Annotated in this window: 23 protein-coding genes; 3 read left to right on the forward strand and 20 right to left on the reverse strand. The window is 53.0% G+C overall.

Annotated elements, in window-relative coordinates:
* Positions 1-25: 25 nt before the first annotated feature.
* On the reverse strand, positions 26-2,149 hold the full coding sequence (locus ACQGQ5_RS01040) for a heavy metal translocating P-type ATPase (RefSeq protein ID WP_444640768.1): 2,124 nt from the start codon (positions 2,147-2,149) through the stop codon (positions 26-28).
* Between the two features lie 181 nt (positions 2,150-2,330).
* Between ACQGQ5_RS01040 and ACQGQ5_RS01045 the strand changes: the two genes are divergently transcribed.
* Positions 2,331-2,474: a hypothetical protein gene (locus ACQGQ5_RS01045; protein ID WP_164919016.1), complete on the forward strand. Its 144-nt coding sequence runs from the start codon at positions 2,331-2,333 to the stop codon at positions 2,472-2,474.
* 589 nt (positions 2,475-3,063) lie between these two features.
* Here ACQGQ5_RS01045 and ACQGQ5_RS01050 read toward each other — a convergent pair.
* The 11 genes from ACQGQ5_RS01050 to ACQGQ5_RS01100 form a co-directional block, all read right to left on the reverse strand.
* On the reverse strand, positions 3,064-3,318 hold the full coding sequence (locus ACQGQ5_RS01050) for a helix-turn-helix domain-containing protein (RefSeq protein WP_212506677.1): 255 nt from the start codon (positions 3,316-3,318) through the stop codon (positions 3,064-3,066).
* 12 nt (positions 3,319-3,330) lie between these two features.
* Positions 3,331-5,148 carry a type IV secretory system conjugative DNA transfer family protein gene (locus ACQGQ5_RS01055; protein WP_455734775.1) on the reverse strand — a complete coding sequence of 606 codons (1,818 nt, stop codon included), beginning with the start codon at positions 5,146-5,148 and terminating at the stop codon, positions 3,331-3,333.
* Positions 5,149-5,161: 13 nt separating this feature from the next.
* Positions 5,162-6,613: a DUF3991 and toprim domain-containing protein gene (locus ACQGQ5_RS01060; RefSeq protein ID WP_455734776.1), complete on the reverse strand. Its 1,452-nt coding sequence runs from the start codon at positions 6,611-6,613 to the stop codon at positions 5,162-5,164.
* A gap of 155 nt (positions 6,614-6,768) precedes the next feature.
* A complete protein-coding gene (gene mobP3 / locus ACQGQ5_RS01065; protein WP_455734777.1) occupies positions 6,769-9,669 on the reverse strand; it encodes a MobP3 family relaxase in 2,901 nt (966 codons plus the stop codon).
* Positions 9,670-9,674: 5 nt separating this feature from the next.
* Complete coding sequence (locus tag ACQGQ5_RS01070; protein WP_455734778.1) at positions 9,675-10,088, reverse strand: hypothetical protein; 414 nt, start codon at positions 10,086-10,088, stop codon at positions 9,675-9,677.
* 762 nt (positions 10,089-10,850) lie between these two features.
* Positions 10,851-11,153: a hypothetical protein gene (locus tag ACQGQ5_RS01075; RefSeq protein WP_086035604.1), complete on the reverse strand. Its 303-nt coding sequence runs from the start codon at positions 11,151-11,153 to the stop codon at positions 10,851-10,853.
* Between the two features lie 5 nt (positions 11,154-11,158).
* A complete protein-coding gene (locus tag ACQGQ5_RS01080; RefSeq protein ID WP_455734779.1) occupies positions 11,159-12,043 on the reverse strand; it encodes a ParM/StbA family protein in 885 nt (294 codons plus the stop codon).
* A gap of 187 nt (positions 12,044-12,230) precedes the next feature.
* Positions 12,231-13,274 carry a M23 family metallopeptidase gene (locus ACQGQ5_RS01085; RefSeq protein ID WP_444640751.1) on the reverse strand — a complete coding sequence of 348 codons (1,044 nt, stop codon included), beginning with the start codon at positions 13,272-13,274 and terminating at the stop codon, positions 12,231-12,233.
* A gap of 98 nt (positions 13,275-13,372) precedes the next feature.
* Positions 13,373-13,885 (reverse strand): gamma-glutamylcyclotransferase family protein, encoded by a 513-nt coding sequence (locus ACQGQ5_RS01090; protein WP_444640749.1) that lies wholly within the window; start codon positions 13,883-13,885, stop codon positions 13,373-13,375.
* Between the two features lie 23 nt (positions 13,886-13,908).
* Positions 13,909-14,958: an amidoligase family protein gene (locus ACQGQ5_RS01095; RefSeq protein ID WP_444640747.1), complete on the reverse strand. Its 1,050-nt coding sequence runs from the start codon at positions 14,956-14,958 to the stop codon at positions 13,909-13,911.
* 24 nt (positions 14,959-14,982) lie between these two features.
* The gene (locus ACQGQ5_RS01100) at positions 14,983-16,836 is read right to left on the reverse strand and encodes a VirB4 family type IV secretion system protein (protein WP_455734780.1); all 1,854 of its coding nucleotides are present in this window, start codon (positions 16,834-16,836) and stop codon (positions 14,983-14,985) included.
* 279 nt (positions 16,837-17,115) lie between these two features.
* Between ACQGQ5_RS01100 and ACQGQ5_RS01105 the strand changes: the two genes are divergently transcribed.
* Both ACQGQ5_RS01105 and ACQGQ5_RS01110 read left to right on the forward strand, forming a co-directional pair.
* Complete coding sequence (locus tag ACQGQ5_RS01105) at positions 17,116-18,639, forward strand: Y-family DNA polymerase (RefSeq protein ID WP_455734781.1); 1,524 nt, start codon at positions 17,116-17,118, stop codon at positions 18,637-18,639.
* Positions 18,636-19,076, forward strand: a complete 441-nt coding sequence (locus ACQGQ5_RS01110; RefSeq protein WP_455734782.1) for a hypothetical protein — start codon at positions 18,636-18,638, stop codon at positions 19,074-19,076. Before ACQGQ5_RS01105 ends, ACQGQ5_RS01110 begins: the two co-directional genes overlap by 4 nt.
* A 204-nt stretch (positions 19,077-19,280) precedes the next feature.
* Here ACQGQ5_RS01110 and ACQGQ5_RS01115 read toward each other — a convergent pair whose 3' ends face one another.
* The 8 genes from ACQGQ5_RS01115 to ACQGQ5_RS01150 form a co-directional block, all read right to left on the reverse strand.
* Positions 19,281-19,463 (reverse strand): hypothetical protein, encoded by a 183-nt coding sequence (locus ACQGQ5_RS01115; RefSeq protein ID WP_086035609.1) that lies wholly within the window; start codon positions 19,461-19,463, stop codon positions 19,281-19,283.
* A gap of 112 nt (positions 19,464-19,575) precedes the next feature.
* The gene (locus ACQGQ5_RS01120) at positions 19,576-20,166 is read right to left on the reverse strand and encodes a hypothetical protein (protein ID WP_086035610.1); all 591 of its coding nucleotides are present in this window, start codon (positions 20,164-20,166) and stop codon (positions 19,576-19,578) included.
* A complete protein-coding gene (locus ACQGQ5_RS01125) occupies positions 20,163-20,474 on the reverse strand; it encodes a hypothetical protein (protein ID WP_212506691.1) in 312 nt (103 codons plus the stop codon). Before ACQGQ5_RS01125 ends, ACQGQ5_RS01120 begins: the two co-directional genes overlap by 4 nt.
* A gap of 4 nt (positions 20,475-20,478) precedes the next feature.
* On the reverse strand, positions 20,479-22,503 hold the full coding sequence (locus ACQGQ5_RS01130; RefSeq protein WP_455734783.1) for a DNA cytosine methyltransferase: 2,025 nt from the start codon (positions 22,501-22,503) through the stop codon (positions 20,479-20,481).
* Entirely contained in the window at positions 22,500-23,066 is a 567-nt protein-coding gene (locus ACQGQ5_RS01135) for a DUF7768 domain-containing protein (protein ID WP_455734784.1), read from the reverse strand. Before ACQGQ5_RS01135 ends, ACQGQ5_RS01130 begins: the two co-directional genes overlap by 4 nt.
* Positions 23,067-23,086: 20 nt before the next feature.
* Complete coding sequence (locus tag ACQGQ5_RS01140; RefSeq protein ID WP_455734785.1) at positions 23,087-23,989, reverse strand: conjugal transfer protein TrbL family protein; 903 nt, start codon at positions 23,987-23,989, stop codon at positions 23,087-23,089.
* A gap of 149 nt (positions 23,990-24,138) precedes the next feature.
* Positions 24,139-24,480: a DUF3852 domain-containing protein gene (locus tag ACQGQ5_RS01145; protein ID WP_086036838.1), complete on the reverse strand. Its 342-nt coding sequence runs from the start codon at positions 24,478-24,480 to the stop codon at positions 24,139-24,141.
* Positions 24,481-24,566: 86 nt separating this feature from the next.
* Positions 24,567-26,297: a hypothetical protein gene (locus ACQGQ5_RS01150; RefSeq protein ID WP_455734786.1), complete on the reverse strand. Its 1,731-nt coding sequence runs from the start codon at positions 26,295-26,297 to the stop codon at positions 24,567-24,569.
* Positions 26,298-26,330: the final 33 nt, after the last annotated feature.

The following is a 26,330-nucleotide window of genomic DNA, read 5'->3' on the forward strand; positions in this document are numbered from 1 at the left end:
ATATAAGATATAACCATAAAAAGATTTATATTTTTTTCGTATTCAGAGCTCTCATTGCATTAACAACTGCAATCAGAGCAACCCCCATATCTGCAAACACGGCCGCCCACATGGAAGCTAACCCCAATGCTCCTAATACGAGGAATATGGCTTTAACTCCTAATGCAAACACGATATTCTGAGATACAATGTTTCTCGTTCTTTTCGCAATTTTTATCGCTGATGCTACTTTATGAGGTTCATCAGTCATAATCACTACATCTGCGGCCTCAATCGCAGCGTCCGAGCCCAAGCCTCCCATAGCGATACCGATGTCTGCTCTTGCAAGTACCGGCGCATCGTTAATTCCATCACCAACAAATACAATCTTTCCCTTGTGAGATTTTTGGGCTTCCAGGGATTCAACTTTTTCAACTTTATCGGCGGGTAACAGTTCAGAATAAACCTTGTCTAAACCTAATTCCTTGCCGATATTGTCTGCCACCTTCTTCAAGTCGCCAGTAAGCATAACTGTTTTTCTAACGCCAAGCGCTTTCAACTCTTTAATTGTTTTTGCAGAGTCTTCTTTCACCTCATCTGAAATTATGATACTGCCCGCATACTTTTTGTCTATGGCCACATGTACTACTGTGCCTAACGTATCCACATCAGTGTATTGGATGTTTTCACTGATCATTAATTTAGTATTTCCAACGAGTACTTCCTTTCCATTGACATTGACCTTAATGCCATGTCCCGCTATTTCCTGATAATTTTCAATTTTATCTTTATCAATTTCAGCATGATAAGCAGCTATAATTGAAAGTGCAATCGGATGATTTGAATAGCTTTCAGCATATGCCGCGTATTTGATCAGTTCATCCTCTGTATAACCGTTTTCAGAAATCGCTTTTGTAACCTTGAATACACCTTTGGTTAAAGTCCCCGTCTTATCAAAAACAACTGCTTCAACATTGTTCAACGCTTCAAGGTAGTTGCCGCCTTTTACTAATATTCCCTTTTTTGAAGCTCCCCCAATTCCCCCAAGGAATCCCAATGGTATTGAAAGCACTAACGCGCAGGGGCAGGAAACCACCAAGAATACTAACCCTCGGTAAATCCAGTCAGAGAAGGATGCTCCTGGAATAACCAAAGGCGGAATAATTGCTAATGCCAATGCTCCAAATACAACAACCGGAGTATAGTAACGCGCAAATTTTGTTATAAATTTTTCAGTTGGCGCTTTTTTGTTGCTGGCATTCTGTACTAAATCCAAGATTTTTGAAACTGTAGATTCTCCGAATCCTTTTGTAACTTCAATAGTCAAAACGCCATTCTTATTTACAAACCCGCTCAAAGCATCACTTCCGGGTTTTAACTCACGTGGAACGGATTCTCCGGTTAATGCCGCTGTATCAACCATTGAAGTGCCTTCTATGACCTTGCCGTCAAGAGGAATTTTTTCTCCCGGTTTTACTACGATCTTATTACCGATATTTACTTCATCAGGAGATACTTTTTTGAGTTCTTCGCCAACCTGTAAATTTGCATAATCAGGTCTTATATCCATTAATTCACTGATTGACTTTCTGGAATTATCCACGGCCATATCCTCGAATAATTCCCCAACCAGATAGAACAACATAACGGCGACGCCTTCCGGATACTCTCCAACAAAGAAGGCACCGATTGTAGCAACACTCATAAGGAAGTGCTCACTGAATACCTGACCTCGTACGATCCCTTTTATTGCGCTTAAAACAACTTTTCTGCCAACAATGATATAGCTTATTAAAAATATGGTAAGTTCAAGCCAGTTTTGAAATTTAAAAATCAATCCAACAACAAATAAAGTTCCTCCAATCACCAGTTCGACTATCTCTTTTTTATGCCCTTCTTCACCGTCGTCATCTTTTTCTTCTATTTTAGATTTAGAAGGGTTCTCCACTAAAGCAATTTTAACATCCGGCTCAATTTTTTTTACGATGCTTTCTATCTTCTCCACTAACATAGGAACATTGGTATTCGACTCAGCTTCCCAAGTAAGTCTCTTAGAAACAAAATCTACTGAAGCGAACTTAATCCCTTCAATGTTTTTAATTTCTGTTTCTATTTTTGCGGCACAGTTGGCGCAGTCCAACCCATTAAGCATAAATACCTTCGTCGACATGGATGAGCCCCCTTAATATAACGATTAAACGATTGCTTAATCGTTATATTATCATTATCATAAATTATTGTCAATAGAAAAATAAAAAATATCCCGGATCTGTTGGATGCCGTGTTTGTGGTTGAAAATCCTGGCCCACCGTTCGTAGCCGATGCCCTTTCCGGCGCGGAGTTTGGCCCGAATGTACACCAGCAGATTGACTCGTTTTCCCGGCGCGGATCTGATGACTTTATTGCGCGGCTTGTGTACCTTTTCCCGGAGAGTACGGCTCGAAGCACTGCTGGCCTGCAGCCAGCCGGATGGAGAAATCATCGCCGATCCGTGAACGGTATTTGCTGAACTGGATCCCCCAAAAGAGGCACCAACTACGGGAGCCGTCGTAACAACCCGCTTCGGGAAGCAGGGGTGGAAATACAGAATGTGGCATCGGTTTCCACCATCAGCGATGTTCTGCGCGCGCTCAAAAGCAAATATCTGACACCGGATGTGCCGGACATTCAGGAGCAATGAAAAACTTAGCGCGACACCAATTGATTCTGTCAAGGTGACGGCGTTTTTGACGCTTACTTAAAAACAGTTGTTATCCCCGCTGCAATGAATACTGGTGAACCGCTCCGGCTCCGTTCTGGCGGTTTACAAAGAACAGATGCTCGTTTTTGTGGAATCTGCCGCTCATCTCATTACATATGCCAGAGAAAAGAACAAGGAAACTATTCTGATTGACCCGGATACAGCGGAGGTTACTCCCATACCGGTGAAAGAAAGGAAGAAAGAAAAAAACCTTTCCGCTTGTCTTTTCTCTGATTTAGATCTGCTTAGAGTAGGAGGTTCGCTTTCATGGTTCACCATGAACCGTTCCACGGTTCACCTGTGGGCAGACTTTCTTCTTGGCAGAGCAGATACTTTTTCAGCGTTTACCTTATGTGATACAGATTGGAGGATTTTCCGCCGTTTTCGCGCCACCTCGGCTCTTTGCAGAGGTGGTCGCTTTTTTCAAGATCGGCGATAGCCCGTTTGACCGTGCTTTTGGACAGCTTCAGCTCCCGTGCGATGGTACCGATCGCCGGGTAGCATTTGCCGTCCTTATCGGCTCGGTCGCGCAGGTACATATACACGGCAACCGCGCGGTGAGGAAGCTCAGAAGCGTAAAGGGATGTAAAATACCCCATGATATATCACTCCTATTCGATGCGGACGGGATCTTTTCTTCGCGGAAAACCACTTATCTCCTGCGCAGGCGAATGCTGGATCCCGCCGTGTGTCTTGAAGTCACCTTCAGCACTGTCTGGGTCCGCCGTATAGGCCGCATTTCTGCGGATGAGTTCTTCCTCCAGCTCGAACCGGTCGGCGTATTCCACCTTCCGGGCCGACTTTTCCTCCACCTCGTAAGGCTCGCCAAAGGTGATACCCCAATCCTTAAACAGCTTGAGCCGGGTGCGCATTGGATAAGCGCCGGTTTTCGTCACAACGAATCTGCCCTTGGGCATGGACTTGAGTTCGTCTGGGCTTAGAAGAGGGCGCTCGATCATTTCGAGGTTCTGCGAGCCGTCGTTTCTGCCCCGGTTAACCGTACCGCTCATCACCGTCCGGCTGCCCAAGGATTTGGACAGGGTTTCCGCCGATTCGCTGTTGGGTGCAAAGCCGCCGAACACTGTGTCTTGACAGTTATCCACTATAATGGCGGCGCCTTCTTTTCCGTAGTTTTTTTCCAACTGAGCGAGGCTCTGGATAATGGCTGTTATAGACACCCGCCGCGAGCGGCTGGATGAGAACATCATCTCGGCTGACTCTATTTTTGGAATGGTCCCTATCTCATCAAGGTACATCATGACTCGGTTGGGCAGTTTTCCGCCGTATTCGTCGGCCACGGCAAGGATTTCCCGATAAAGCTGTTGGACGATCAGCGAGATAATAAAATATTTCGTGTTATCTTCTTCCGGCATGACAAGAAAAACGGCGCTTTTCTCCGTGCAGAATTTTTCCGCGTCTATGGCTGTATCGAAGCACAGAACCTGCTCCAGTTCGGAATCCAGGAATGCGTTGAGCCTGGAAAGCGCCGTGGAAAGGACGCTCTGCATCGCCATATCCGCGCTGTTGAGCGCCGCGCCCGCGAACCATTTTGTCTTGTGGTCGTCCGGAAGATGCGCCATCAGCAGCTGGAACAGAGTCCTGCCCTTCACGCCGCTCGGTGCGAGCAGGTCCTGAATCAGCTTGAAGACGGAGACGATGTGACGCTTCTCCGGAGGGCAGAATTCCGCGAGCAGAAGGATGACCGAGGTCAACAGACCTTCCGCCGCATCGTAAAAAAAGGCGTTCTGGCCTGCCGTGGCAATATCGAACCCGCCAGATCCGATGATGGTCTTCGCCGTAATCTTGGCATATTTTTCGGCCTTTGCCTTATACGCAAGATTTGCATCGTCCCGCAGATAGGCGTCCATGTACCGGTTGACGAGATGGTTCAGGTTAAATCCGTCGCTTTTGGTCGGATTGCGCAGATCAATCACGGCAACGTCGTAACCGTAACACTCTTTTGCGATCCCCCCATAATTGCGATACAGATCTCCTTTGGTGTCGGTCGTAAGAAAGCTCATGCCGGCCGCACAGGCGTATTCGAGGTTGGGATATAAAAAGTTTGCGGTTTTCCCTACGCCCGCAGCCCCGATCATGAGGCAGTGAATATCGTCGTCATCAACCAGCGCGTAGCCGTGTGGAGCGGCCCGGTCAAACAGCGGCGCTTTATGCCAGCCGATAATCAGGCCCTGTGCGGAAGGAAGGTTTTTGCCCTGCCGCCAGAGTTCCGGCTCAAAAGGGACTTCCGAATAGGTGTGCTTGATTTCGGATTTGGTCGCCCAACGGGCCGTACCGTGCTGGCCGTCGCCCACCGTCCGGGATTTGATGCCGTTGAGGGTATAGTAATGCGCCAGCAGGGACAGAAGCCCGATGACGGCGAACATCAGGAATCCGGCGATCAGCAGAGTGACAACCGGAGAAATAATCATAAATAGACCTCCTTCACAAGCTCATCTTAAAATTTAGCGCCGATTCCTTCGGCGCCTGGAGCGGCTGGGACAGTTCCAGCCGGACAAAAAGCTGCGCCTTCACGCAGTCAAGCGCGAGGCGCCTGTAATCCGAAACCAATGCCAGCCGCTCCTGCAGCGTGCGGATGCCGGGTGCGAGTGACTGCCGGTCTATATTCACCGCATCCTCGCGGATATCTTCCGCTTTGGTTCGCATCCAGCCCCGGTCCAGGTGGGGCCTGTAGCTGTCCCGCAGGTTTCCGACCAGCTGCCCGAGCGTTTCCGGCCGTTCCATTTGCCGAAGCTCCCGCTGAGCGGCCAGCAGCGCGCCCGCCGCCATTTTCTGCAGACAAGCTCCCACGATTTCCGGATTCGCGGCAGCAAGCTTTTCGGAATCGACCAGCGGCGTCAGCCTCCGGTGATATTCCCGGATGACAGAGGCCGGATCCGGAACGGCCGACAGGGTTTCACAAGCGGAGAACAGATTCTCGCAGATCTCCGGCAGCAGGACGAGTTTCGGATGCTCCCCGGCAGGGATGGGGGTAATGCCGTGTTTTGCCTTGATATCTTCGTTCCAGTCCTTGTAGCGAGACTGGAGCACGGGGATGTCCATATAGGCGGGGTCGTAATAATCGTGTTCCGCGAGAATGTCCTTCAGTCTGCCGGTGGCCTCGATCCCGGCCTCGTCGTAATCAAGGCACAGGACAATGTTTTTCAGATTCGGGTGGCTTTTCAGCTGTTGGAGCATCGCGTGTTCGGATACGCCGTCCAGTGTGACATAGCTGTGCTTCCGCCAGTCCTTCAGGTGAAGAGAAATAAAAGAGAGCATATCGATTGGCGCTTCGAACACATAGAGGGTGTCGTCCTCCCCGATGTAGTGAAAGCTGTATTTCGGATCGCTGCCTTCCACGTTGCCTTTGTAGGGCTCGCCTTTGGTATAGGTGCCGCGTTTGTGCGCGTGCCGGGGGACGCCGTCCTCATCCAAACCGACAAACACCGCGTTGTGGTATTCCTTATCCTCGTAGATCAGGTGTTTGCGCGCGAAATACGACAGTACGCTCGGGTCGATGAACCGTTGCTTGAGCAGATAGGCAAACACCCGACGCATGTCCGGATTGGCTTCCGGAAGCGCAAATTCCTTTTTGGGCGGCGGCGCGCTTTTCGCGGTCTGGTTCCATTCCAGACCGCCCTCGCCGCCAAGCAGAAAGGTGACCGCCTCGGGAAAATCCATGTCGTAGAACCGCTGGACGAAGTCAATCGCATGGCCTCCCTCCTTACGGGAATGCCGAAACCACTCGCTGCCGCGGATGGTCACGCTGTCATGCCGTTTCCAGCGCCACTCATGCCCGGAGCGGACGAGCTGCTCACCCTGCCTCTGCAAAAAATCCACAAGGTCAACCGAGTTGGCCCTCTGTTTTTCTTCCTCTGTGAACGGGATATAGGACATGAAGGATCCTTCCTTTCAGCGTTTGCGTTTCCCGCACCTACGAAAAAAGGCCGTCCGCTGATGCACGGACGGCTTTTCCAGTAGCATTTTGACTTTGGAGGGCGGGATCTCTTTTGCCTGTGGATACTGCTTTCGCATCAAATGTGCGCCTCCTGTTAATAGGTTTGTTCGGGCGCCCGCTCGTCGGGCGCGTGACCCATTGCCATCTTCTTCTGCCGAAGCCGGCGGCGGAGCTTGCTGTCCGTCTCCATGGAGGGGCCTCCGTACAGTCTGCTTTGCTGCTGCCGGAAGATCCGGCTCAGATGGTGCAGGAGCCGGGTAACCGCCAGCATCGGGGACGGATCACGGAACGAGTCCAGATGATTGAGAAAAATTTGGGCGTATGGATTGCCCTGCCCGGCGGAAGCCGTCAGCCATCGGGCGGCGGCCTCGCGGTCGCGGGGAACATCCTGCCCCATCAGATAGAGCTTGCCGAGCATGTACTGGGCATATTGGTTGTTCTGTTCCGCTGCGTCTGTGAGCCACCGGAAGGCGGCATCCACATCTTTGGGAACTTCCTCTCCCAGAAGGTACAGCTTGCCGAGCCGGTATTGGGCAAAGGAATTGTTCTGCAGGGCCGCCTTTGTAAGCAGATCCACCGCCCGCGGAACATCCTTTGGCACATCTTCGTCGGCCAGATACAGCTTTGCCAGCGCGTACTGCGCATACGCATTGCCGAGGCCGGCCGAGAATGTCAGCCATCTGGCTGCGGCACCCGTATCCTTTACGACAGCCGTTCCTTCGAGGTACAACTTTCCCAGGGCGTAGGCGGCGTAGGGGTTCTTCTGTTTGGCCGCCGCGGTGAACAGTGCGACGGCTTTTTCCGAGTTCCGCTCCACATACAGGCCGTCCCGGTAGAGCTTGCCTAACAGATATTCGGCGGAGTCGTTTCCGGCATCCGCAGCTTTGGTGAGCCAGAAGATGCCCCTTTCGGGGTTCGCATAGGAGTTTTCAACCGGATTCAACGGACTTTCAACAGTCAGATAAATTTTTCCAAGCAGACATTGGGCATAGGCATTCCCGAGCCTGGCCGATTTCTCGAGGTATTGCACCGCCGCGCCGATATTCTGTTCCGTTCCGGTGCCCGTATAAAGCATTTGTCCGAGGCGGTACCGGAGCTTATCGTCGCGGCTCTGAGCCTCCAGTTGCTGAAAGCCGAGAAAGGCTTCCCGGAAGCAGGCGGCGGCCGCATCATGATCTTTTGCCGTGCCGATACCGTCGCGGTACATCTTCGCCAGTTCATAGGATGCATACGGGAAATGCTGCCGCGCCGCTTTCTGATACAGCGCAAACGCTGTATTATAGTTCTGTTCCACGCCCTGGCCACGGTAATACAGGCCGGCGAGGGAATACTGCGCGTACTTGTAATTCTCCGAGGCAGATTTCTCAAACCAGTCCGCCGCTTCTTCATAATCCTGATCGGTGCCGTTGCCAGCCGCATGCATCTTGCCGATGCGGTATTCCACATAGCGGTGGCTTTTCCCCATTTCAATCTCATAAAAGGCTGTGAGGGCCTTTTCGTACCAGGTGAAAGAAATCCCCGCATCGGCTTCTATCCCCAGTCCATCTGCGTACATGCGTCCGAGATCATGCATGGCGAGTGCGTTTCCAGCATCGGCTTCTTCTTGAAACAGCCGGAGCGTCTGAGCTAAATCCGGCTCCATATCGTCTTTCCCGTACAAAAATTCACGGGCCTGTTTGTAGCGGTCGCTCCATTCGATATATGGGTGGGGTGTCGCGGGCGGACTTTCAATGGGTTCCGGGCCTTCTGATGTGCTGTCCGGAAAATTCCCGTCTTCTGGGGATTCATCGTCTGGCTCATCCTCCGGCTCATACACCCGATCGGCCTGATCAGCTGCCGTATCCGCCTGAGCCTCAATGCCTTCGTCGCCCTCAAACGTGATCTGCCGTTCATTGATGCGCAGAGCTTCTTCGATCACGATGTTCTTGATGTGCTTGAATTCCTTTTGCTGGGAAAGCGGAAGCGGGTCGGGCAGCTTGTCGGCGTAAGTGTGCAGAATCTCGTTATGTAACTCGTACCATGCCCGGTAGGCTTCCGCCACCCGCGCGTCCTTTGAGAGCTCATCCACGATCTGATCGACGAGGGTCTTGAGCTCCGCTTTGAGGTAACCGTACTGTTTTCTGCCCGAGGTGTATTTCAGGCGTTCGGAAAGCCGGGAGAGCATATCTTCAATAACCTTGTTTTCGTAGACACCGGATTCCATCTGCCCGATGATTTCGGAAAGCGCGACACGGCTCTGTTCGGCGAGCTCGTTGCGGCGTGCGGTCTGATCCGGATAAATCTGCATCAGGTCCTGCTGGAAGATTTCATGCGCCAGCGTACTCCGCATTTCGTTGATGGCGGGTTTGGTGACGTAACCCTCGCGGGGATCAACGGAATAGACGATCATGTGGCAGTGTGGATGGTGGCCTTCATCGTGAAAAGCCGCGTACCAGCGCAGGTTCTCCGGTGAAATCTTCATCTGCTCGGCAAACAGGTTGCGTTGTTTGCGCAGCAGCGTTATCCACGCCGCGGCGTGGTCATACCCGAGCCGGGCGGCATCCTCTCTCCGCAGGCTGATGATCGGTGTCCAGACGTTTCCCGTGTGGTGGGAGACTTCCTCCGCCACCTCAGGCAGCACCGGCGATGCCCCGGCATCCGAAAACAGGCCGTGCGTGCCGGATTTCTCCACACGAGGGCGGGTGGCGATATATTGCACATATACCTCCTTATGCCCGAGCTGATCCAGGTTTTGTTCTAACGCTGCCGTGATGAATTCCGAGGCGTTTTCAATGGTCGGCTGCTTCTGGTAGTCCTCAAATTCGAACAGATCCGCGGTGTCGGGGAACTGAGCCAGCAGATCACCGATGAGCCGTTGCTGTTTTGCCGTGGAGGGCAGGGCGCGGACATTCTCCGGCAGCTTTTCCACGCCCTCGCGTGTCGCCATGTATTCCACGAGGTTGGCGGCATGGGTCCCATTTTTCAGGTACCGGCACTTGAAGATGATTTTCGGCATGGCCGTTACTCACCCTTCTGGAATTTCACCACATCTTCAAAATTGACGGAGCCGACTGATTTTTTGACGTCGTTCACGCATTTGCCGCGCAGCCTGCGCAGCATGGCTTCGTCCACATCGGCGTTTGCCGCGAGGATGTTCATCATCATGCTCATCTCGACAGCCAATTTGAAAACAAGGCGGGCCATCCGGCTTTCCAGACTGTCCACCATGCCGGTCATCGCGGATGTGATGGCGGCGGGCAGATAGCGCACGCCGTCCTCCGCCGAAATGTATCCGCAGTAGAAACGGACGGCTTTTTCGATGAACTCGCTCTGGCTCTGACAGTTGTCCTGCTTGTACCATTTCTCAATCAGAGTGCGTGTTTCCGGGTACATCCACAGCGGGAATTTCTTTTTGTTTGCTCTTTCTTCCGGCATTGCTGTCCTCCATTCTGTTTTATACAAAAAGAGCCATGACTCCTGTCATGACCCCTCTGTAAAGGCGTAAAGATGCGGGTTTACGGTTGTTTTTTCAGCCGCCGACCCCGGAACCGACCCCAGGGGCCGAAATCCGACCCCGGAGCAAATCGTTCCCCGACCCGCATTGCGGGGCGGTGTGAGCCGCAGCGGGGGCGCACCGCGACCCCGCTGCTTTAACCCGCATCGCTTTCCACCCCATGGTTCACTCCCCGAAAGAGGTGCGTCTGTTTGTGCAAACTTCCGCACAAAGCCCTAACACCGGGTCTTACCGCCTCACGGTGCAGCTGTGTGACCTCTGCGGAGAAAGTGCGACACGGGGCCACACGGGCGGCGACATGGGCGAGGAGCAGGCTTTTCTGTTTTCAAACCAACGTCTACGGCCCTTGATCCTATGTCGATACTTTACATTCGTATCTCGGGCGCCTGGGTCGGCTGGCTCAGGGAGGGATCATCTGTCAGCAGGTTCCAGCTTCGGTCAGCCGGATGGTAATGGAAACTCTTGACAGTCTGGCCCCTCAATTCCTCCCAAGTGACCGGGATTTCCGTATTGGTCCTGCAACTGACAGAGCTTGAAGGGTACAAGGCCAGACACCTGACAGGGTGCATACAGAAGTTGAGCAGGCGCGAATTGTTGCTCCAAACACCCAACAGGGCGCATGATACCGATATGCGATGCCTTCTCGTGAGAGTGCTGACGTCCAACAAGGCGTATGAGCGGAGTTATGGGTCATCCATCGCGTGGAGCAGGCTGTCCGGCACATCCGAAAGATTTGCCTCATCCAGTTGCAGAACAGCAGAGAAGGCAGGCGGGTCGGACGGCGCTTGGTAATCGGTGAAATACCGCAGTCCCTCCTGAATGGTCATGCGGACGATCTTTTCCAGTTTCACCGCCTGGTCATATCGCAGGATACAATCCACAATAAATTCCGTGCGCTGCCCGACGGGCTGCTCATCGAGCAGGCGGGCCGCTTCTCTGTGCCGCGCGGCTTGCAAATCGAAGGAGACATTGAAGCGTTTTCTCATCCTGCTCACCCCAACAGCAGACGATAACCGTCCGCATTGGCGAAGCGGTTCAGAACGGCCACTGTATTGACGCTGCTGTCACGCAGCATGCCGCCGAGCAGTTCCGCGCCGCCACCCGCGAACACGGTGGGGAGCTTCAGGTCGAGGCCCCGTTCCCGCAGCGTGTTGAACAATTCCCTGATATACTTCTGCATCTCCTGCTCCACGGTCTGCCGGATGAAATCCTGATCCGCGTGCTGAATTTTACCGCGGATGGCGTCGGTGACAAGCTCATCGGTCAGCAGGATGTCCCGCCGCCGCAGGATGTCCTGAATGCGGGTATAGAGCGTAATGGTGCCCATCCGGAGGCTTGTGCAGTTTGATCGGTCCAGCTTAGAGCCATGCATGGTTAGAACATCTACCGTATACCCCCCGATGTCCGCCAGAGTGATGCTGCGGTATGCCCGGAGCTGAGGGTAATACCGGCACAGCGCCGCATGCCCCTGGGCGAACACCTTGCAGTCCGCAATGTGGCAATGGTAATCCGTTCCTTCAAACCGGAAAGTCAGATTTCCGCGCAGAAAATATTGGCGGAAGGCGTCTTTCTGCATTCCGTATGCTTCGATGGGCAACCCTACGCCCAGAATGACATCGGCTTCCTGAACACCCGCCTTTTTCATGGCGGACGCAATGGCCGGCAACGTCAGAAGAAAGGTATCAGGAGCTTTCGTCTTATCCTGCTGAAACCGCACTCGCTTTTCACCGATGGCGTAATATCTGCCGCCATAGCAGAGCTGCATCTCATCCGTGATGAATTCCTTATCGCTTGCCGCGTACCCGGAGGCGTACAGCATCCCCTCTGAGGATTTGGTGTTGTAGTTTCCGTTATCCACACCGAGTTTGATCACCATCTGAATCACACCTCTCTTGAAAAATATAGACAAGTCGCATGGCCTGCCTCCATATGATTGCTTCCCGGATTACATGCCACTGAGGTTCAGCATGCTTTACCTCCTTCGAAGCACAAAAAGCCGCCTCCCAAGAGACGGCTTCGATCGGTTTTATATTAAAAGGTCTCCTGTATGTACGGGGCTTGCTTTACGGCAGATACCCTCTGGGGTTGACTGCCTTGCCGCCGATGCGCACTTCAAAGTGCAGGTGGCTGCCTGTGCTGTGGCCGGTGTTTCCAGAAAGTGCGACGACGTCGCCGGCTTTGACAGCTTGCCCTGCATGGGCGATAATTTGGGAGCAGTGTCCGTACAGCGTGATCAGCCCGCCGCCATGGCCGATTATAAGATAATACCCATAGCCGTCAGGATCCCAGGCAATCTTGGAAACAGTTCCATCCTTCGCCGCATAGACCTGTGTGCCGGTCGGTACGCCCAGATCGATGCCTGTATGGACAGTGGCTTTTCCGTTGATCGGGTCAATGCGGGGCCCGAATTCCGAGGTGACCAGTGCCCGCCAGTTACTTCCGACAGGGGAAATCAGGCCGGCAGTGGAGGGTACTTGCGATGAGACGGTAAGCCCTGTGCCGGTTTCGCCCAAAGCTCTTTGACAGATTTCATCGGCATTGGATTTTTCATCGTCCGTGACGGTCCGGCCGAGGAGTCTGTCAAGATTCTTATAGACCTGATTGAGATCAGTCAGCGGAACAGCTGCGTCATAGCTCTGTTCAGTATGGGTTCCATCCGAATTCTGAACAGTGCGGGTGCGGGTTTCCGTTTTTGCAAAGCAGCCGGCAAACGAATCGTAGTCCACCCCCTGCAGGGAGTCGGCGCCGAAATACAGAGAATAAAAAACAGCCTTGACCCGCGTGGAGTCGAGGCTTCCGTCCCCGGATTCAATATGCAGCTGTGCGATCGCATCGTCCAACTGGCTGAACGCATCTTGCATTTCTTCAATATGCTGCCGATATTCAGAGGGAACATCCGAGGAGATCGTCCCTCCGTGGAAGGCGAGATTCACAGCGTCGTTGTTGTGTGCCGCGCCCCCGGAGAGAAAACTCATGAGTAAAAGTACGGCAAGAATAAAGGGCATCAGGACAGCGGTGATGGTTACTGCGATCACCTTCCACGTCCGTTTGTCTGTGGCGGCGGCAACCGCCGCCTTAACTGCAAGGGCCACAGCGGGTGCAGCCATGAAGCATTCCTCCTTTGGGCAGAAAAGAACAGACACCCCGGCGGGTAGTAGGGCGTCCGCTTTACGCTCCTATTGCAATAATCGATTGAGCGTTATTTTCATTTCATATTGAACAGACTGCCTTGTTCCAGATCCGGTGATTCCTGTTCGGACTGCTCTTGTTCTTCGGCCAGACGGATGGACTTTTCCACGGACCTTTCCAGAAAATCCGTATCAAAGTTCGCCGTTTTATAACCCTCCATGATGACTCCCAGGTAGTAATCCGAAGGGGTCCCGAAGGGATGCCTGTCGTTCATGATGTAGACCATGGCCGGTTGTGTCTTTCCCCCAAGTTGCACCGGCAGGATCTCTTTGTGATAAAAATGGGGGTATCCTTCATACCGGTCGAGTGCCTGCTCGTCGGCAGGCCGGATCTTCCATAACAGAATGGGAACATTCGCCCCCTTGAGCGGCTCCACGGTGGCAACCGCCCCACGGCGTCCGCCGCGGAACAGCAGTTCATAATCCCTGATCTCGCTTGTTCCAACCACTTTGGCGGTCGGGCAGCGGTAAGCCATCTGCGGAAGGTTAAGGTTGCTGCCGTAAGCGATATACAGCATAGATTTGCTCACAAAAACACATCTCCTTTATATGTTTACATACGCATGACAAGGGCCGGGGACTCGTCCTCCCCGGCCGATTTCTGCTGTGGAGTGGCCGTTGCAGTCTCCTGTTGGGCTTGGCTTTCTGCGGCCGATTCCAGTTCTTTTTCTTTTTTCTGCCGTAACCTTTGCTTTTGCTGTATAGCCTGCTCGGGGTTTTTCCACGCGATACAGCCGTCCAGATGCTCCAGCAGATGCAGCCGGGCGGTTTTGAATTCATCCCCAATCAGCCCAAGCCGTAAAAGCCAGGTGCGGAAAGTGTATTTTTCATTGGTGCTGTGGGTTTTCTGCCTGCTGGCGCAGCGCTGGTTGAGGGCCTGCGCGGAAACGGCGAGGCAGAACTGGATATATGCCTTGATCTTTCCGGCATGAGTGGTGGAATTAAAAAGCCTGAACTCAATTGTGCCCTTTTGGAACACGCTATGTAAGTTCAGGCAGTGGTAACGGGAATCGTCGTAATGGTGGTAGCTCCGGTCTGCGCCTCCGTACCAGATGCGGCTGACCTCATTGAGCGTTCTGGGTTTTTTGCGATTGAGTTCTTCAAGAAAACGCTGATCGACCTTTCTGCAATATTGGTGCTCGCGGGCAACCTCCACCTGCATGGCCTTATAGATCAGATCCTCTTTCGCAGCCATGATATTGGTGATGTTGCGCAGAGTGTTCGCGTTGTGCGGAGAGGCGTCCACATGCACATGGATCCCGCAGCTTTTATCGGCGATCATTCCGGCGCCGCGCAGTTTCCGCACGATTTCCTGGATGATTTCGATGTCACCCCAATGGCAGATGGGGCTGACCAGCTCCACACTGTAATCATGGTCCGCGGGAACAAGCCTGCCTCCTTCTTTTTTCTGACAGGTGATACTGCCGTCGCTCATGACCTTCCAGCGGCGGCTCTCACTGTCCAAAACAGAATATTCGCCGTAATACCCCCCGTCGCGGCTGACGGGATTCCCGAAATGTTCGGACAGCACACGTGCGGCAGCCTCACGGGTCAAGCCTGTCATCTCGATTTCAATCCCGAACCGCTGTTCTTTCATGTCCAAAATTTTTCATCTCTTTTCCGATGATCAGCGGCCTCCGGCCGTACCGAAGAGTTTTGATTTGTACTCCGGTGCGGTGACCATCAGGTTATACCGCTCGTTGCCGCATTTATACAAGCATACGCCCCGCTGGGGGTAGCGGATCAGGTTGTACTCGGATTCCTCGAGCTGCAGGGAGTCGATGTAAAAACGCTTGTCGATGTTGCCAGCGTTGAAGAGGAACGCGTGCGTGGGGATGGAAAACAGCGGCTTCGTCAGCTCCCTGATGCCCTCGATGTTGAAATCTTCGAGATTCTGCGAGGCCAGAATCATGGCGGAGTCCTTTTTCCGTACCCGCTTCATGCAGCTTCGAATATACTCAATGACCACATAATTGTTGCCGTTCCCGCCGCCATTGTTGGTCAGGAACAGATACAGCTCGTCGATGCTGGCGGCCGTATTGCCTTCGGTCAGCAGTTTGTCGGACATAAAGGAAAGGACGTTGAACAGGAGAGCGCTCTTGACATTCCGGCTGGCCTGCAGTAATCCCTTGACGCCAAACACAATAAAGCGGTTGGAAGTCACATTGGTATGGCCGTTGAAGAATTTGCTCTCGGCGCCCTGGCACATGGAGTGGAGCCCCAGCAGGATTTCCTGCAGGAGCTCGGCGGTGTAGAGCTGATATTTTGCCTGGTCGTAGCTTTTGTACTCATCCTCAATCAGCGCGTACAGGTCGGAAAGGATGGGGTAATCAGCGGCCTCCAGCTTGCTGAAATCGGTGCGGTCGCTGAGCCCCCATTTTTCATAGAGCTTACCCAGCATGATTTCGATAACATCGATGTGGCGGTCGGAAAAATTCTTGTAACAGCGGAAAAAGTCCTTCAGGAAAGAAACATGCTGGCTGAGCTTTGTCCGCTGCCGGAATGCCTGGGGCGCTTCCTTGTCCTCGGGGCTGCCGCCTTCGTCCCAGGTCTTGGGCTCCAAAGGGTTTATCATATATTGACCGCTCATGAGGTCGGCAAAACACCCCCCGAGGTTTTCGGCCAGATCAACGTATTCATGTTCCGGATCGAGGCAGATCACGCTTTTTCCGGATTCAAGGATATTGCAGAGGATCAGCTTCAAAAGGTGGCTTTTGCCCTGGCCGCTATTGCCAAGGATCAAAATATTGCTGTTGGTTTTATCATCGTCCCGCTTGTCGAAGTCCACGATTACATTCGAGCCGAACTTATCGCGGCCCAGGTAAAAGCCATGGGGATCTGTTTTGCCCGAATAATTAAAGGGGTACAGGTTGGCGGCGGAGCTTGCGGGCAGGACCCGCTCAAATTGGCTGGAAAACGCATTCCAGCCTGAGGGGATGACGCTCTGGAATCCCTGCTGCTGGCGGAGCAGGAGTTTATCCACATTGAGCTTGGAACGAATGAGTTCTGTCAGCACTTCGGTTTGAAGCAGACCGAGCTGTTCCAGACTGTGGGCGGAGAGCTCGATGTAAACCGCCGTATGCAGAAGCGGCTCCTTACTCCGGTGCATCTGTGTGACAAGGGTGGTGACGTCTTGTAAATTCGACTCAGCTGTGACGGTTTGTTGAAGATCCTGTGTGCTGCTCCGCTGCATACGGTTTTTGTTCGCAGCATTTGAGATGATTTTCTTTTCCTCCATGGGTGTGACGTGCCTGGTGTAGAGGTGCAGGGTTACGCCGTCTTTTTCTCCGAGATAGCGTAAGATGGCCTGCTCATCGGTCGTCGTCGGGTATTCACGCAAAGCCCAAACGCACCGAAATGTGTTGCCGCAGATAAAATAATCCGTGAAAAACTTGATCACCGAGGGTGCGATCATGTCCAGAAATTCCTGCATGCGGATATCCTCCTGCGGCGGCGTTTTCGTCTTCTGCTGCTTTGCCATTTGGCATCTTCCTTCCCGATTGGATTTTGGATAAAAAACCGCCACATCTCTGTGACGGCACGGACCCTCTTGCGGTTAAGCATGGTATAATAAGTGCGATGTTAAATGCACTTTATCAGACATTGTGAAAACGCTGAAACAACTTGGTTTCTAATTTTAGGGTAATGTACTATTGAAACGTGGTTTTTCATGAAGCATAGTGGGGAAACGTAAAATGGGAACTCTGTAATTTCAATCTGCAAACAGATGACTTTTAAAGGAGGAGGCCGGAGAATAAGCATGGAGAACAGGACCTATATCGCAATCGATCTAAAATCCTTCTACGCTTCGGTCGAGTGCGTGGAACGAGGGCTTGATCCGCTGACCACCAACCTCGTTGTCGCTGATGCAAGCCGCACCGAAAAAACCATCTGCCTCGCCGTCTCTCCTTCCCTCAAAGCATACGGCATCCCCGGCAGGGCGAGGCTGTTTGAGGTTGTACAGAAGGTCAAGGAAGTAAATGCGGGTCGGCTGCGCAAAGCACCGGGACGAGCCTTTTCCGGTGCCTCCTGTAACGATACCGAACTGAAATCCTCACCGGGTCTTTCGTTGGATTATATTGTCGCAACGCCGAGAATGGCCTATTATATAGAGTACAGCACACGGATTTACAATATCTACCTGAAGTACATCGCGCCCGAAGATATTCATGTCTACTCCATTGACGAGGTGTTTATTGATGCCACCGCATATCTGAACACCTACAATCTCTCAGCCCGTGAGCTTGCCAAGGAAATGATTCTGGATGTACTCAAAACAACTGGCATTACAGCAACGGCGGGAATTGGCGCAAACCTGTACCTCAGCAAGATCGCTATGGATATCCAGGCAAAGCACATACCGGCTGATAACAACGGTATGCGGATCGCTGAATTAGACGAAATGAGCTACCGTCGCCTGCTGTGGTCGCACCGGCCTTTAACAGACTTTTGGCGCGTCGGAAAAGGATATGCCAAGAAGCTGGAGGAACACAGCCTCTTTACGATGGGGGATATTGCGAGATGCTCTCTCGGTAAACCTACCGATTACTATAACGAGGATTTACTGTACAGACTGTTCGGCGTCAACGCCGAGCTGCTGATCGACCACGCATGGGGGTGGGAGCCATGCACGATTGCCGATATTAAAGCATATAAGCCAGGCTCAAACAGTGTTGGATCGGGGCAGGTGCTGCAATCCGCCTATACTTTTGACAAAGCGAAGCTGATCGTGCGGGAAATGACCGATCTGCTGGTGCTTGATCTGGTGGATAAACGGCTTGTGACCGACCAGCTTGTCTTGACGGCCGGATATGATATCGAAAATCTGACAAATCCGACGATAAAAAAATCATATCACGGAGCAATTACCATGGATCACTATGGACGCGCCGTTCCGAAATCCGCGCATGGTTCAATAAATCTTGGCAGACCGACCTCGTCTACAAAGCTAATATTGGATGCCGTCGCAAAGCTGTTTGACCGCATCATTGACAAAAATCTCCTGATCAGAAGAGTCAACATTACAGCAAATCATGTTGTTGATGAGGGAACTGTTCAAAAGGCGGACAACTTTGAACAGCTTGATCTCTTTACGGATTACGCGGCTGCGCAGGCGAAAAAAGAGGATGAAAAAGCCGAACTTGCACGAGAAAAAAAGGTGCAGAAAACAATGCTGGAGATAAAAAAGAAACACGGCAAGAACGCCATTCTAAGGGGTATGAATCTGGAGGAAGGCGCTACCACAATAGATCGGAACAGGCAGATTGGAGGGCACAAGGCATGAAAAGGACATATGACGACATCATCAATCTCCCTCACCATATCTCCGCGACACGTTCCCATATGACCGCTATTGACCGGGCAGCTCAGTTTTCCCCGTTTGCCGCACTGACCGGTTATGAAGCCGCAATCAAAGAAACCGCAAGACTGACTGACGAGAGAGTAGATTTGGACGAATATGCGAAGGACGCTCTGCGAGAAAAGCTGCAAATCATAACAGATCGGATTAAAGAGCATCCCGAAATCACGATCACCTATTTCCAGCCGGATGCGAAGAAAAAAGGCGGTGCCTATGTTACTGCTGTCGGCTCAGCTAAAAAGATAGACGAATATGAACAGGTTGTCGTTATGACCGACGGCACAGTGATCCCTATCGACGAAACAATCAGCATAGATGGGCAGATATTTGAATTGATGGCGTTTCATCCTTGTGATGAGTGAATAGTATAAATCGGATTTTTCTGTCCGATTATGGAGCAACCGTAAAGCCGATGTACTGCATCGGCTTTACGGCCTTAGCAACAAAAGAGCGGTATGGTGTCCGGATCCACAAATGCGCACGGCATCGAACGCCATGGATTCGCACAGCTGGGTAAATGCCGATTCAAAAACATTCATAATAGATTCTTTGCGATCCCTCCTGAATCATTTTGGGGGATGGTCTTGCCGTATGATCCTGAATACGGGCTGTATCGGGGGAACTTCGCCTCCCGCCGCCTTAAAACCCGCAATAAACGCTCTGCGGATGCCGGAAAAATGGTCGTTGAAGATCTCATCGGCCTCATAGGTTTCCAGATAGTCGCTCAGCGCCTCGTCAACATCCTTCATCGTTTTACACGTCCTTAACCGTAAATATGTAATCCAAGGGGACCCCTTTGGATACACAATATCCGAAATTCTGTGTCAAGTCTATTACCAAACCCAACAAGAACCGGCGCCGCTATTCGTCTGGAATCAACCAACGCTCCCCGTCGAAATCCTCAAACTTTTCAGAGGTGACATTCTGTTCGAAGTAAACGGCCAAAAGGCATTTGATGTCCTCTGAATCTGCGCGTTTGGCGGAGAAGCCCTGTTCCCGCAGGGTCTTCTCAATGCGGTTAAGATAGGAATAAATTTCGCCTTGCTTCTCATTCCGCAGGCGCAGCACGACCAGAAATTCCCGCGCCGTCGCCATCTGCATCTGGATACGATCCAGATGGTTCAGGTCGGCCTCCAACAGAGCACGGATAGCCGGATTCTGTTCCTTTTCAAGCCGCGTGCGCAGAAATTGCTTGTTGCCCTCGAAATTTTCGCGGCTGTTTAAGCATATAAACTCCAATTCCGCAATCCCCTTGAGGACGGTCATCAGCGCATAGATCCGGGCGGACAGGCTTTCTTCAGACAGCACGGAGATATTTGTGGGCTGCACGATAAAATAGACCAGTTCGTCGTTCCGATAGGTTTGCAGGCTGTAATCGGTGATGGCTTTTGTGTTGATCAGCTGGCGGGTGGTCTGCCACTGCCTTGCCTGTTTTTTTGTTTGCCTGCTCATAAGTTTTTGCTCCTTCCACGCGGTCCCATATCAGGCGGATTCGCAGCGTCCGACAGCCCCCATTCAAAATACTGCTGTTTCGTGAGGAAGAAAGCCGCTGCATTTTTGATGAAATTCAAAATGCTGGTGTCGTCGAAGCGGATACTCAAAAAGGCGTAAAGCGCGACGAGGACAATAGGCGGCAGAAATCGCAGCTGAGCCAACGCAAGCACCGCGAGGAGAAGGCCGACGCCGATCACGCCGAGATCCCGCAACTCCCACAGCCAGAGGGTGGGCTTCGCCCGGAGATTATCCGGATAGATATACATGCAATCAGTCCTTTTTATTTCTGGTTTTGAGCAAAAAATAAGCGATCCCCCGGAGCACATGCTCCACACAGGGGATCGCCACGCTGTTTCCGAGGGCCTTGTACCGCGCGCTGTCACATGCGCCGGGGATATCCGTCCAGTGATCGGGAAAGCCCTGGAGCCGTTCGCATTCGAGCGGTGTCAGCCGTCGGATGAGCTTTCCGGTTCGCACTGGATACAGAGTGTTGAACGAATAACCGCCGCCTGGATGAGACTGCGGCGTACCGCACAGGTCGCCGTTTTCCGATCCGGCACGGCAGTTGATTCCCGCGATGTCGGTGTCGCACACGAGATCGGTCGCGTCTTTGTACTGGCGGGCACTCTGGGTGCTGACCACGCCGTTCGGCGTGTACTCGTCGCTTCGTTGCTGAGAAAAGACACAATGCCGGTCCGCGGTGTTCAGCGTGTAGCTGATGTTTGGTTGAACGCCGATCCCGTTGCCGCCGTTATGATCCTGCCGGTCGATAATGTTGCCGGCGATGCAGTAACTCTGACCGGTAGGAAGGTCGGAGCCGACCCCTTCGCTCGGCTGGCTGATCAGCGGCACGTTGTTGCCGCCCGTCCCGTACCGCGCGGACATTGTGGGCGCCACGCCGTGCGGCCCGGTGTAGCGGGAATCGATCCCGTGGTTTTCATATAATTCCGGTTCGCCCATCACGAGAGGCGTGTGCCCATGCTCCTGCGCCCGGAGCGTACCGGAGAGGTTGCCGCTCAGATCGATGCGGCTCCCGCCCTGATCGTTCAGACACAGAACGCCTGGCACCATGTTGCCGCCTTCGGTCGCTTTAAGGGTCGGCGCACATTCCTCACGATATCCGATGCCGCCCGCCGCAGCACCGGCCCCTGTGGAAAAGGCGGCGGTCAGCACGCAGGGATACCCCTGGCCTGCCTGCCCGCCGCCCGATGAAAGAGCCGTATGCTGTTCAGGTGTGAGAAAGCACTCGCCGTTTCCTTTGCTGATTACGCCCGCAGACAGCAGGAGGCCACCGGGGTTTCTGCCGCCGTTTCCATCCATACCGGCAAGCGTCGGAGCGACACTTTTTTCCGTAAAGATCCGCTTCTGCTGGGTGTCCCATGGAGTCAGGCAGTTGGAAGTCTGCGTTTCCTTGGACGGATGAGCGATAAAAGTCTGCTGCTTCATCCCCGGCTGGGCTTGAATGGCGCCGGACACATTATGGAGATTCCGCACCTCGTCCCGCTGGTTGCAGGCAAAGGCAACAAGACTGCTATCCGCGCCTATGTTGACCGGATCCCTGCCTGAATCTCCAGAGCCATTTGCAGCACCGGCGGGAGGCCTTTCCCACGTTTCCTCGCCCGGCGCAGGATCCCCAAACAGGCGGTCTTGCTCAAATAATATTTCGGGTGCGGTACAGTCTCCAAAATCCGCGACAAGGTACACCCTTTTGCGGCGCTGGGCGAGGCCCCAGTATTGAGCGTCGTATATTCTCCAAGCGAGGGAGAATTGATCTCCCATAATGCACCCAGCAGCGTACCACACCCCGCCCGGAGGTCGAGGAACAGATATGGCGCCGTCGACAATTCGGCAGGTTTCCTCCAGCACGATACGGAAGTCCTCTCCGGCTGCGATGGAGAAGGCGCCGGGGACGTTCTCCCAGACCATGTATCGGGGGCGAACAGCGTCAGCTGTCCGTCCGCTTCCTGCGTCATGCGTTCTCATCTCCTTGATCACCCGGATCTGTTCCATAAACAGCCCGGAACGCGCGCCCTGAAGCCCCGCGCGCCTTCCCGCGGTGCTCAGATCCTGACACGGGCTGCCCCCGCAGACGACGTCCACAGGGGGCAAATCTGCCCCGTTGAGCTGCGTAATGTCACCCATGTGAATCATATCCGGAAAATGAAGTTTGGTTACCCGAATGGGGAATGGCTCGATCTCACTGGCCCACAGAGGGGTGAAGCCCTGCCGGGTGCCGGCCAGGGGAAAGCCGCCTATCCCATCGAATAGACTGCCCATAGTCAGTGAAGTGCTCATATCCGCATGCTCATGCCGAAGGAGGATGTTTCTTCCGGCAGGGGGCTTTTTTCCTTCGGAAAATATTCCACCGTCCGGTTGACGGGCCCCATTCCTTCATTGAGCCGCCTTGCTTCGGCGGCCGCCTCCTCGTAGGTGTCAAACGTTACCGGCTCTCCATCCTGTTTCAGCCACGCCTCGGCGGAACCGCAGATCGACAAGGCGCTGCGGCGCGCCAGAATACCATACTGCCTGATGGCTTGTTCTTTCTGAATTTGTTCAGCCGATATTCTGCGGACCGGAATGCCGAGCTGCTTTGCTTCAGCAATTTCTTTTTCCATGCCCTCGCTGATACGACTTCCACACACCCACAGTTCTTCGCAGGAGGCTAAAACCCGCAGCCCCATTTGGATACCGGCCTCTCTTTCCATGGGAATAGTATCGTTCAAAAACTGCGGATACAGCAAGTGCGGGGCAATGGGTGCGCAGCCCTGTTTCATAGCATACCTGCAGGCGGCTTTGGCAAAGCGGATATTTTCCTCAATGTTCCCCGCGTATGGGGAACAGATATAGACCTGTTTCAAACTTCGTCTCTCCTTTTCGTTTACTTCGCCACCGCCTTCGCAATGGTGCGGGTGATAGACACTGCGGTTTGTGCGGCATATGCCGCGCTCATGAGGTTGGCCTTGGTTGACGTATCCAAACCAAAGGCTCCGGCAATGCGGGGTATCTCACCGGCCGACAGCATCAGCCCAAGCCCCAGCAGGGCATGATCTTTGACCACCAGCAGACCGGCGCAAAGGATGGTCGCCTGCAGAAACGTCGTCAGGCACAAACCCACGATCTGTTTGCACCATGACACAAATCCGTCTATGTAGCCGCGCGGAACGCTGAACATATATAGGCTGCCGACCGCGATCTGAATCAAGAGAATTCCACCACGTTTGAGGTTGCTGAAAAACACTTTGATTACGGCGTAACCCATGAGAATGAGAATAAACAAAATCAGAATAGGGCTTGTAATGGTGCCGAGCCCACCGAACACATTGGTTTTCGCCGCCTGTTCCAGTGTTCCTGCCGAGTTAAGCCCGGTGATGATTGAGCTTGCAAGGCCGCTGATTCCTGAACCATAGCCGGTAATGCCCGCCGTCAGGCTGCTTTGAAGGGTTACAGACAGCTTATACAGCTCCACCGGTACGGTCGAGAAAAGCCCTACTGCCATAAACCCTTTGATGGCGTTGAGAGCTGTGTCTTTGATGCTGCCGCGGCCGGACTGATACTCAATCGCGCATTCGAAAACCGCCACCACAAGACCCGTGCCGTATAGTGCCCAGGCCAGGTAAACGAAAAAGAGAACGATGGACTTGACCCAGTCCATGTCGAACAACTCGGCGCCCATGTCACCCATCTGCGCAAAAAAGTTCCCGAGAAAACCGACGATCTGACTGTAGACCCAGTCGAGAATCTGATTGAGCACGGTTCCGGCTACGAAATTCCATATGAACACAACATTCACTTCCTTTGCGCAAAATAAAAAGCCACCGTATACCGAATTGCCCTTTACAAAGCAAGAAAATAACAAACAAATATCGGAAACACCAAGCGGTCTGCTGGTTAGTCCTTATAACACCGGGATTAGGCTGATCGGTCAATTGGCTACATCCCGATGACACCCCAGATATAAAGGGGGGCCGTCAAGGTGAAAACTAAGCACGCAAACAAAATGGCTGGCGCGGCCCACTCAAATTGGCCCTGCTTTCTGTAGTCGAAATAAGCCGTGCCAAGTTTTGCAAAGAAGAAAACAGCAAGAATCAGATCAATAGCGGGGAAAACCACTTTGTTGACCACCGTCTTGATCTGCTGGGAAGCAGTCGACCAGGTACTCTGTACCGCCCCCGCCACGTCGCCGCTGCCGGCTGCGGACGCTGTGATACAAAACACGGAGAGCATCACTAAAGCCATGCAAATGAGAATCACAAACTTCTTCCGCTTTTTCATATATGCTTTCACACCTTTCATTGTAGGATAAAATTCAAGGCCGCAGAGCATGATGCCTACGGCCTTCTTCTTTATCTGCGGATGGTTCAGGGTAATGCCGGGATGGCGCGCCAGTCCGACCACAGGTTTCCCCTAATTGTCACTGAGTCGCTCAGATTCATGCTGAGCATGCCGGTCGGGGTCCAACAATCTTCCAAAAAGGTGTATGGAGTATAGCTTCCGTCCGGCATCCAAAGCGGTGTGAAATGAGTGCGCCGGTTGTAGGTGGAATAGCGGTTGGGGGCAAATTCAAACCGTGCGTTGAACCCGCCGGCTGTCGGGTCCAGCAGGCGCCAATACGTCTTATACCCAAATTCGGGGAAGTAGGTGACGGCGGTTTGAGCGCCAGTTACCGCCGAGGACTGATTGGTGCTGACAGACGCCGCAGCGGTATGATTGATCCCATATCCGCTTTTTATGGTTTTGCCGGATGCAGTCGGGTCTTTGCCGTCCGGCGTAATAGTCATGGATGCGGAAAGGCTCGCCATATAAGTATCGCAGGCAAAGTCCCACCATCCGTGATCGACCCATTGCCCGTTGTCCTCCCAAGAACCGCTGGTGTCGTCGCCGTGCCAAATCCAGTCCGAAACCCACACCCAATCGGCATGCCATACGGGCCGCCATACGTTCCATGAGGCCGAGGTCTTCTGTGGATTGCTTGGCATACTCGCCGGGGAATAGCCGCTGTTTCGGTCATCGGCGTTGGGATCAGGCGGGTCATGACCGGAAAGATCCACAATGCTCGCGTTGATCGTGCCTTCACTGGTGCTTCCTCTGCCCGTTGCAGACACATGAATGACCATGGACTGCGGCGTGGAAGGCGTTGTCCAGCGCACCCAAGCTAGCTGACTGTCGCCGTCAGGATAATATACGTTGCCAACCGCATAGTTTCTGCCGCCGATATTGAATCTTACCGTTACCGGGTGGTCGGGATCCGACTGCCCGCCGCTGACAGTCACCGGTGTGATAACTTCGGTGTTGACACGGTAAGTGTAATTCTGAGTGCTGACCTGCGTTGGCGGTTCGGCTGCGGAAAAGCGGACGATGCCGAGACCGAGAGAGGAAATAATCGTGGAGTCGGACACGCGATCATCCCTGGAGCCCGTCCATGCAGGATAACCAAGATCCGGAGTATCCAAAAACATTGCCAGCGGAAGATTCTTATGAGTCAGGGACGCCATTTTGGAGCGCAGGTCACCCCCAAGCTTCTGGTCGTACAGCGCGGCTTCTGTAGCGGTCATTGCCACCCGTGCACCATAGAAGGTGAAATAGGCGATTGGTTCCAACAGAATTTTATAGTTTCCGTTTGTAAGAGTTGCATAGCTAAACCCTGTAAGTTGTGCTATTCGCATCACAACGTATTCCGAACAGAAATATTCTTTGATGATTTCAATGCTGGATTGTCCCTGGTCAGAGCTGATAATTCTGGGGAGCGGCTGTGCCGGATTGACATAGGAATACTGGCCGGTATTCAGCGTCAACGCATGGCCATTTCCGTATGCAATCTTACTCACTTTCCCGAAATTGATTGCGATATCATCCGGATGCCTGTTGGTGAAATCCACGGAGGCGGACGCCACCGCGTGGTCGCTTGCCCGGATAACGGTTACCCGGACACCCTCGTCACCGGAGTTCCAGAAGTTTGCGTCGCTGCCGTTTCCAAGCCCGCCACCTCCGTGGTCGATATTTCCATCCCCGTCATCGGCATAAGCGCTGAGTGGGGCAAAGAGCGTCAGAAGCAGCGTCAACATTAGAAGTACGCTCAGGATCCGTTTCATAAACACCTCCGAAAATAAAAAAGAAGCGAGGCG

It is taken from the genome of Caproiciproducens sp. (assembly GCF_053840905.1).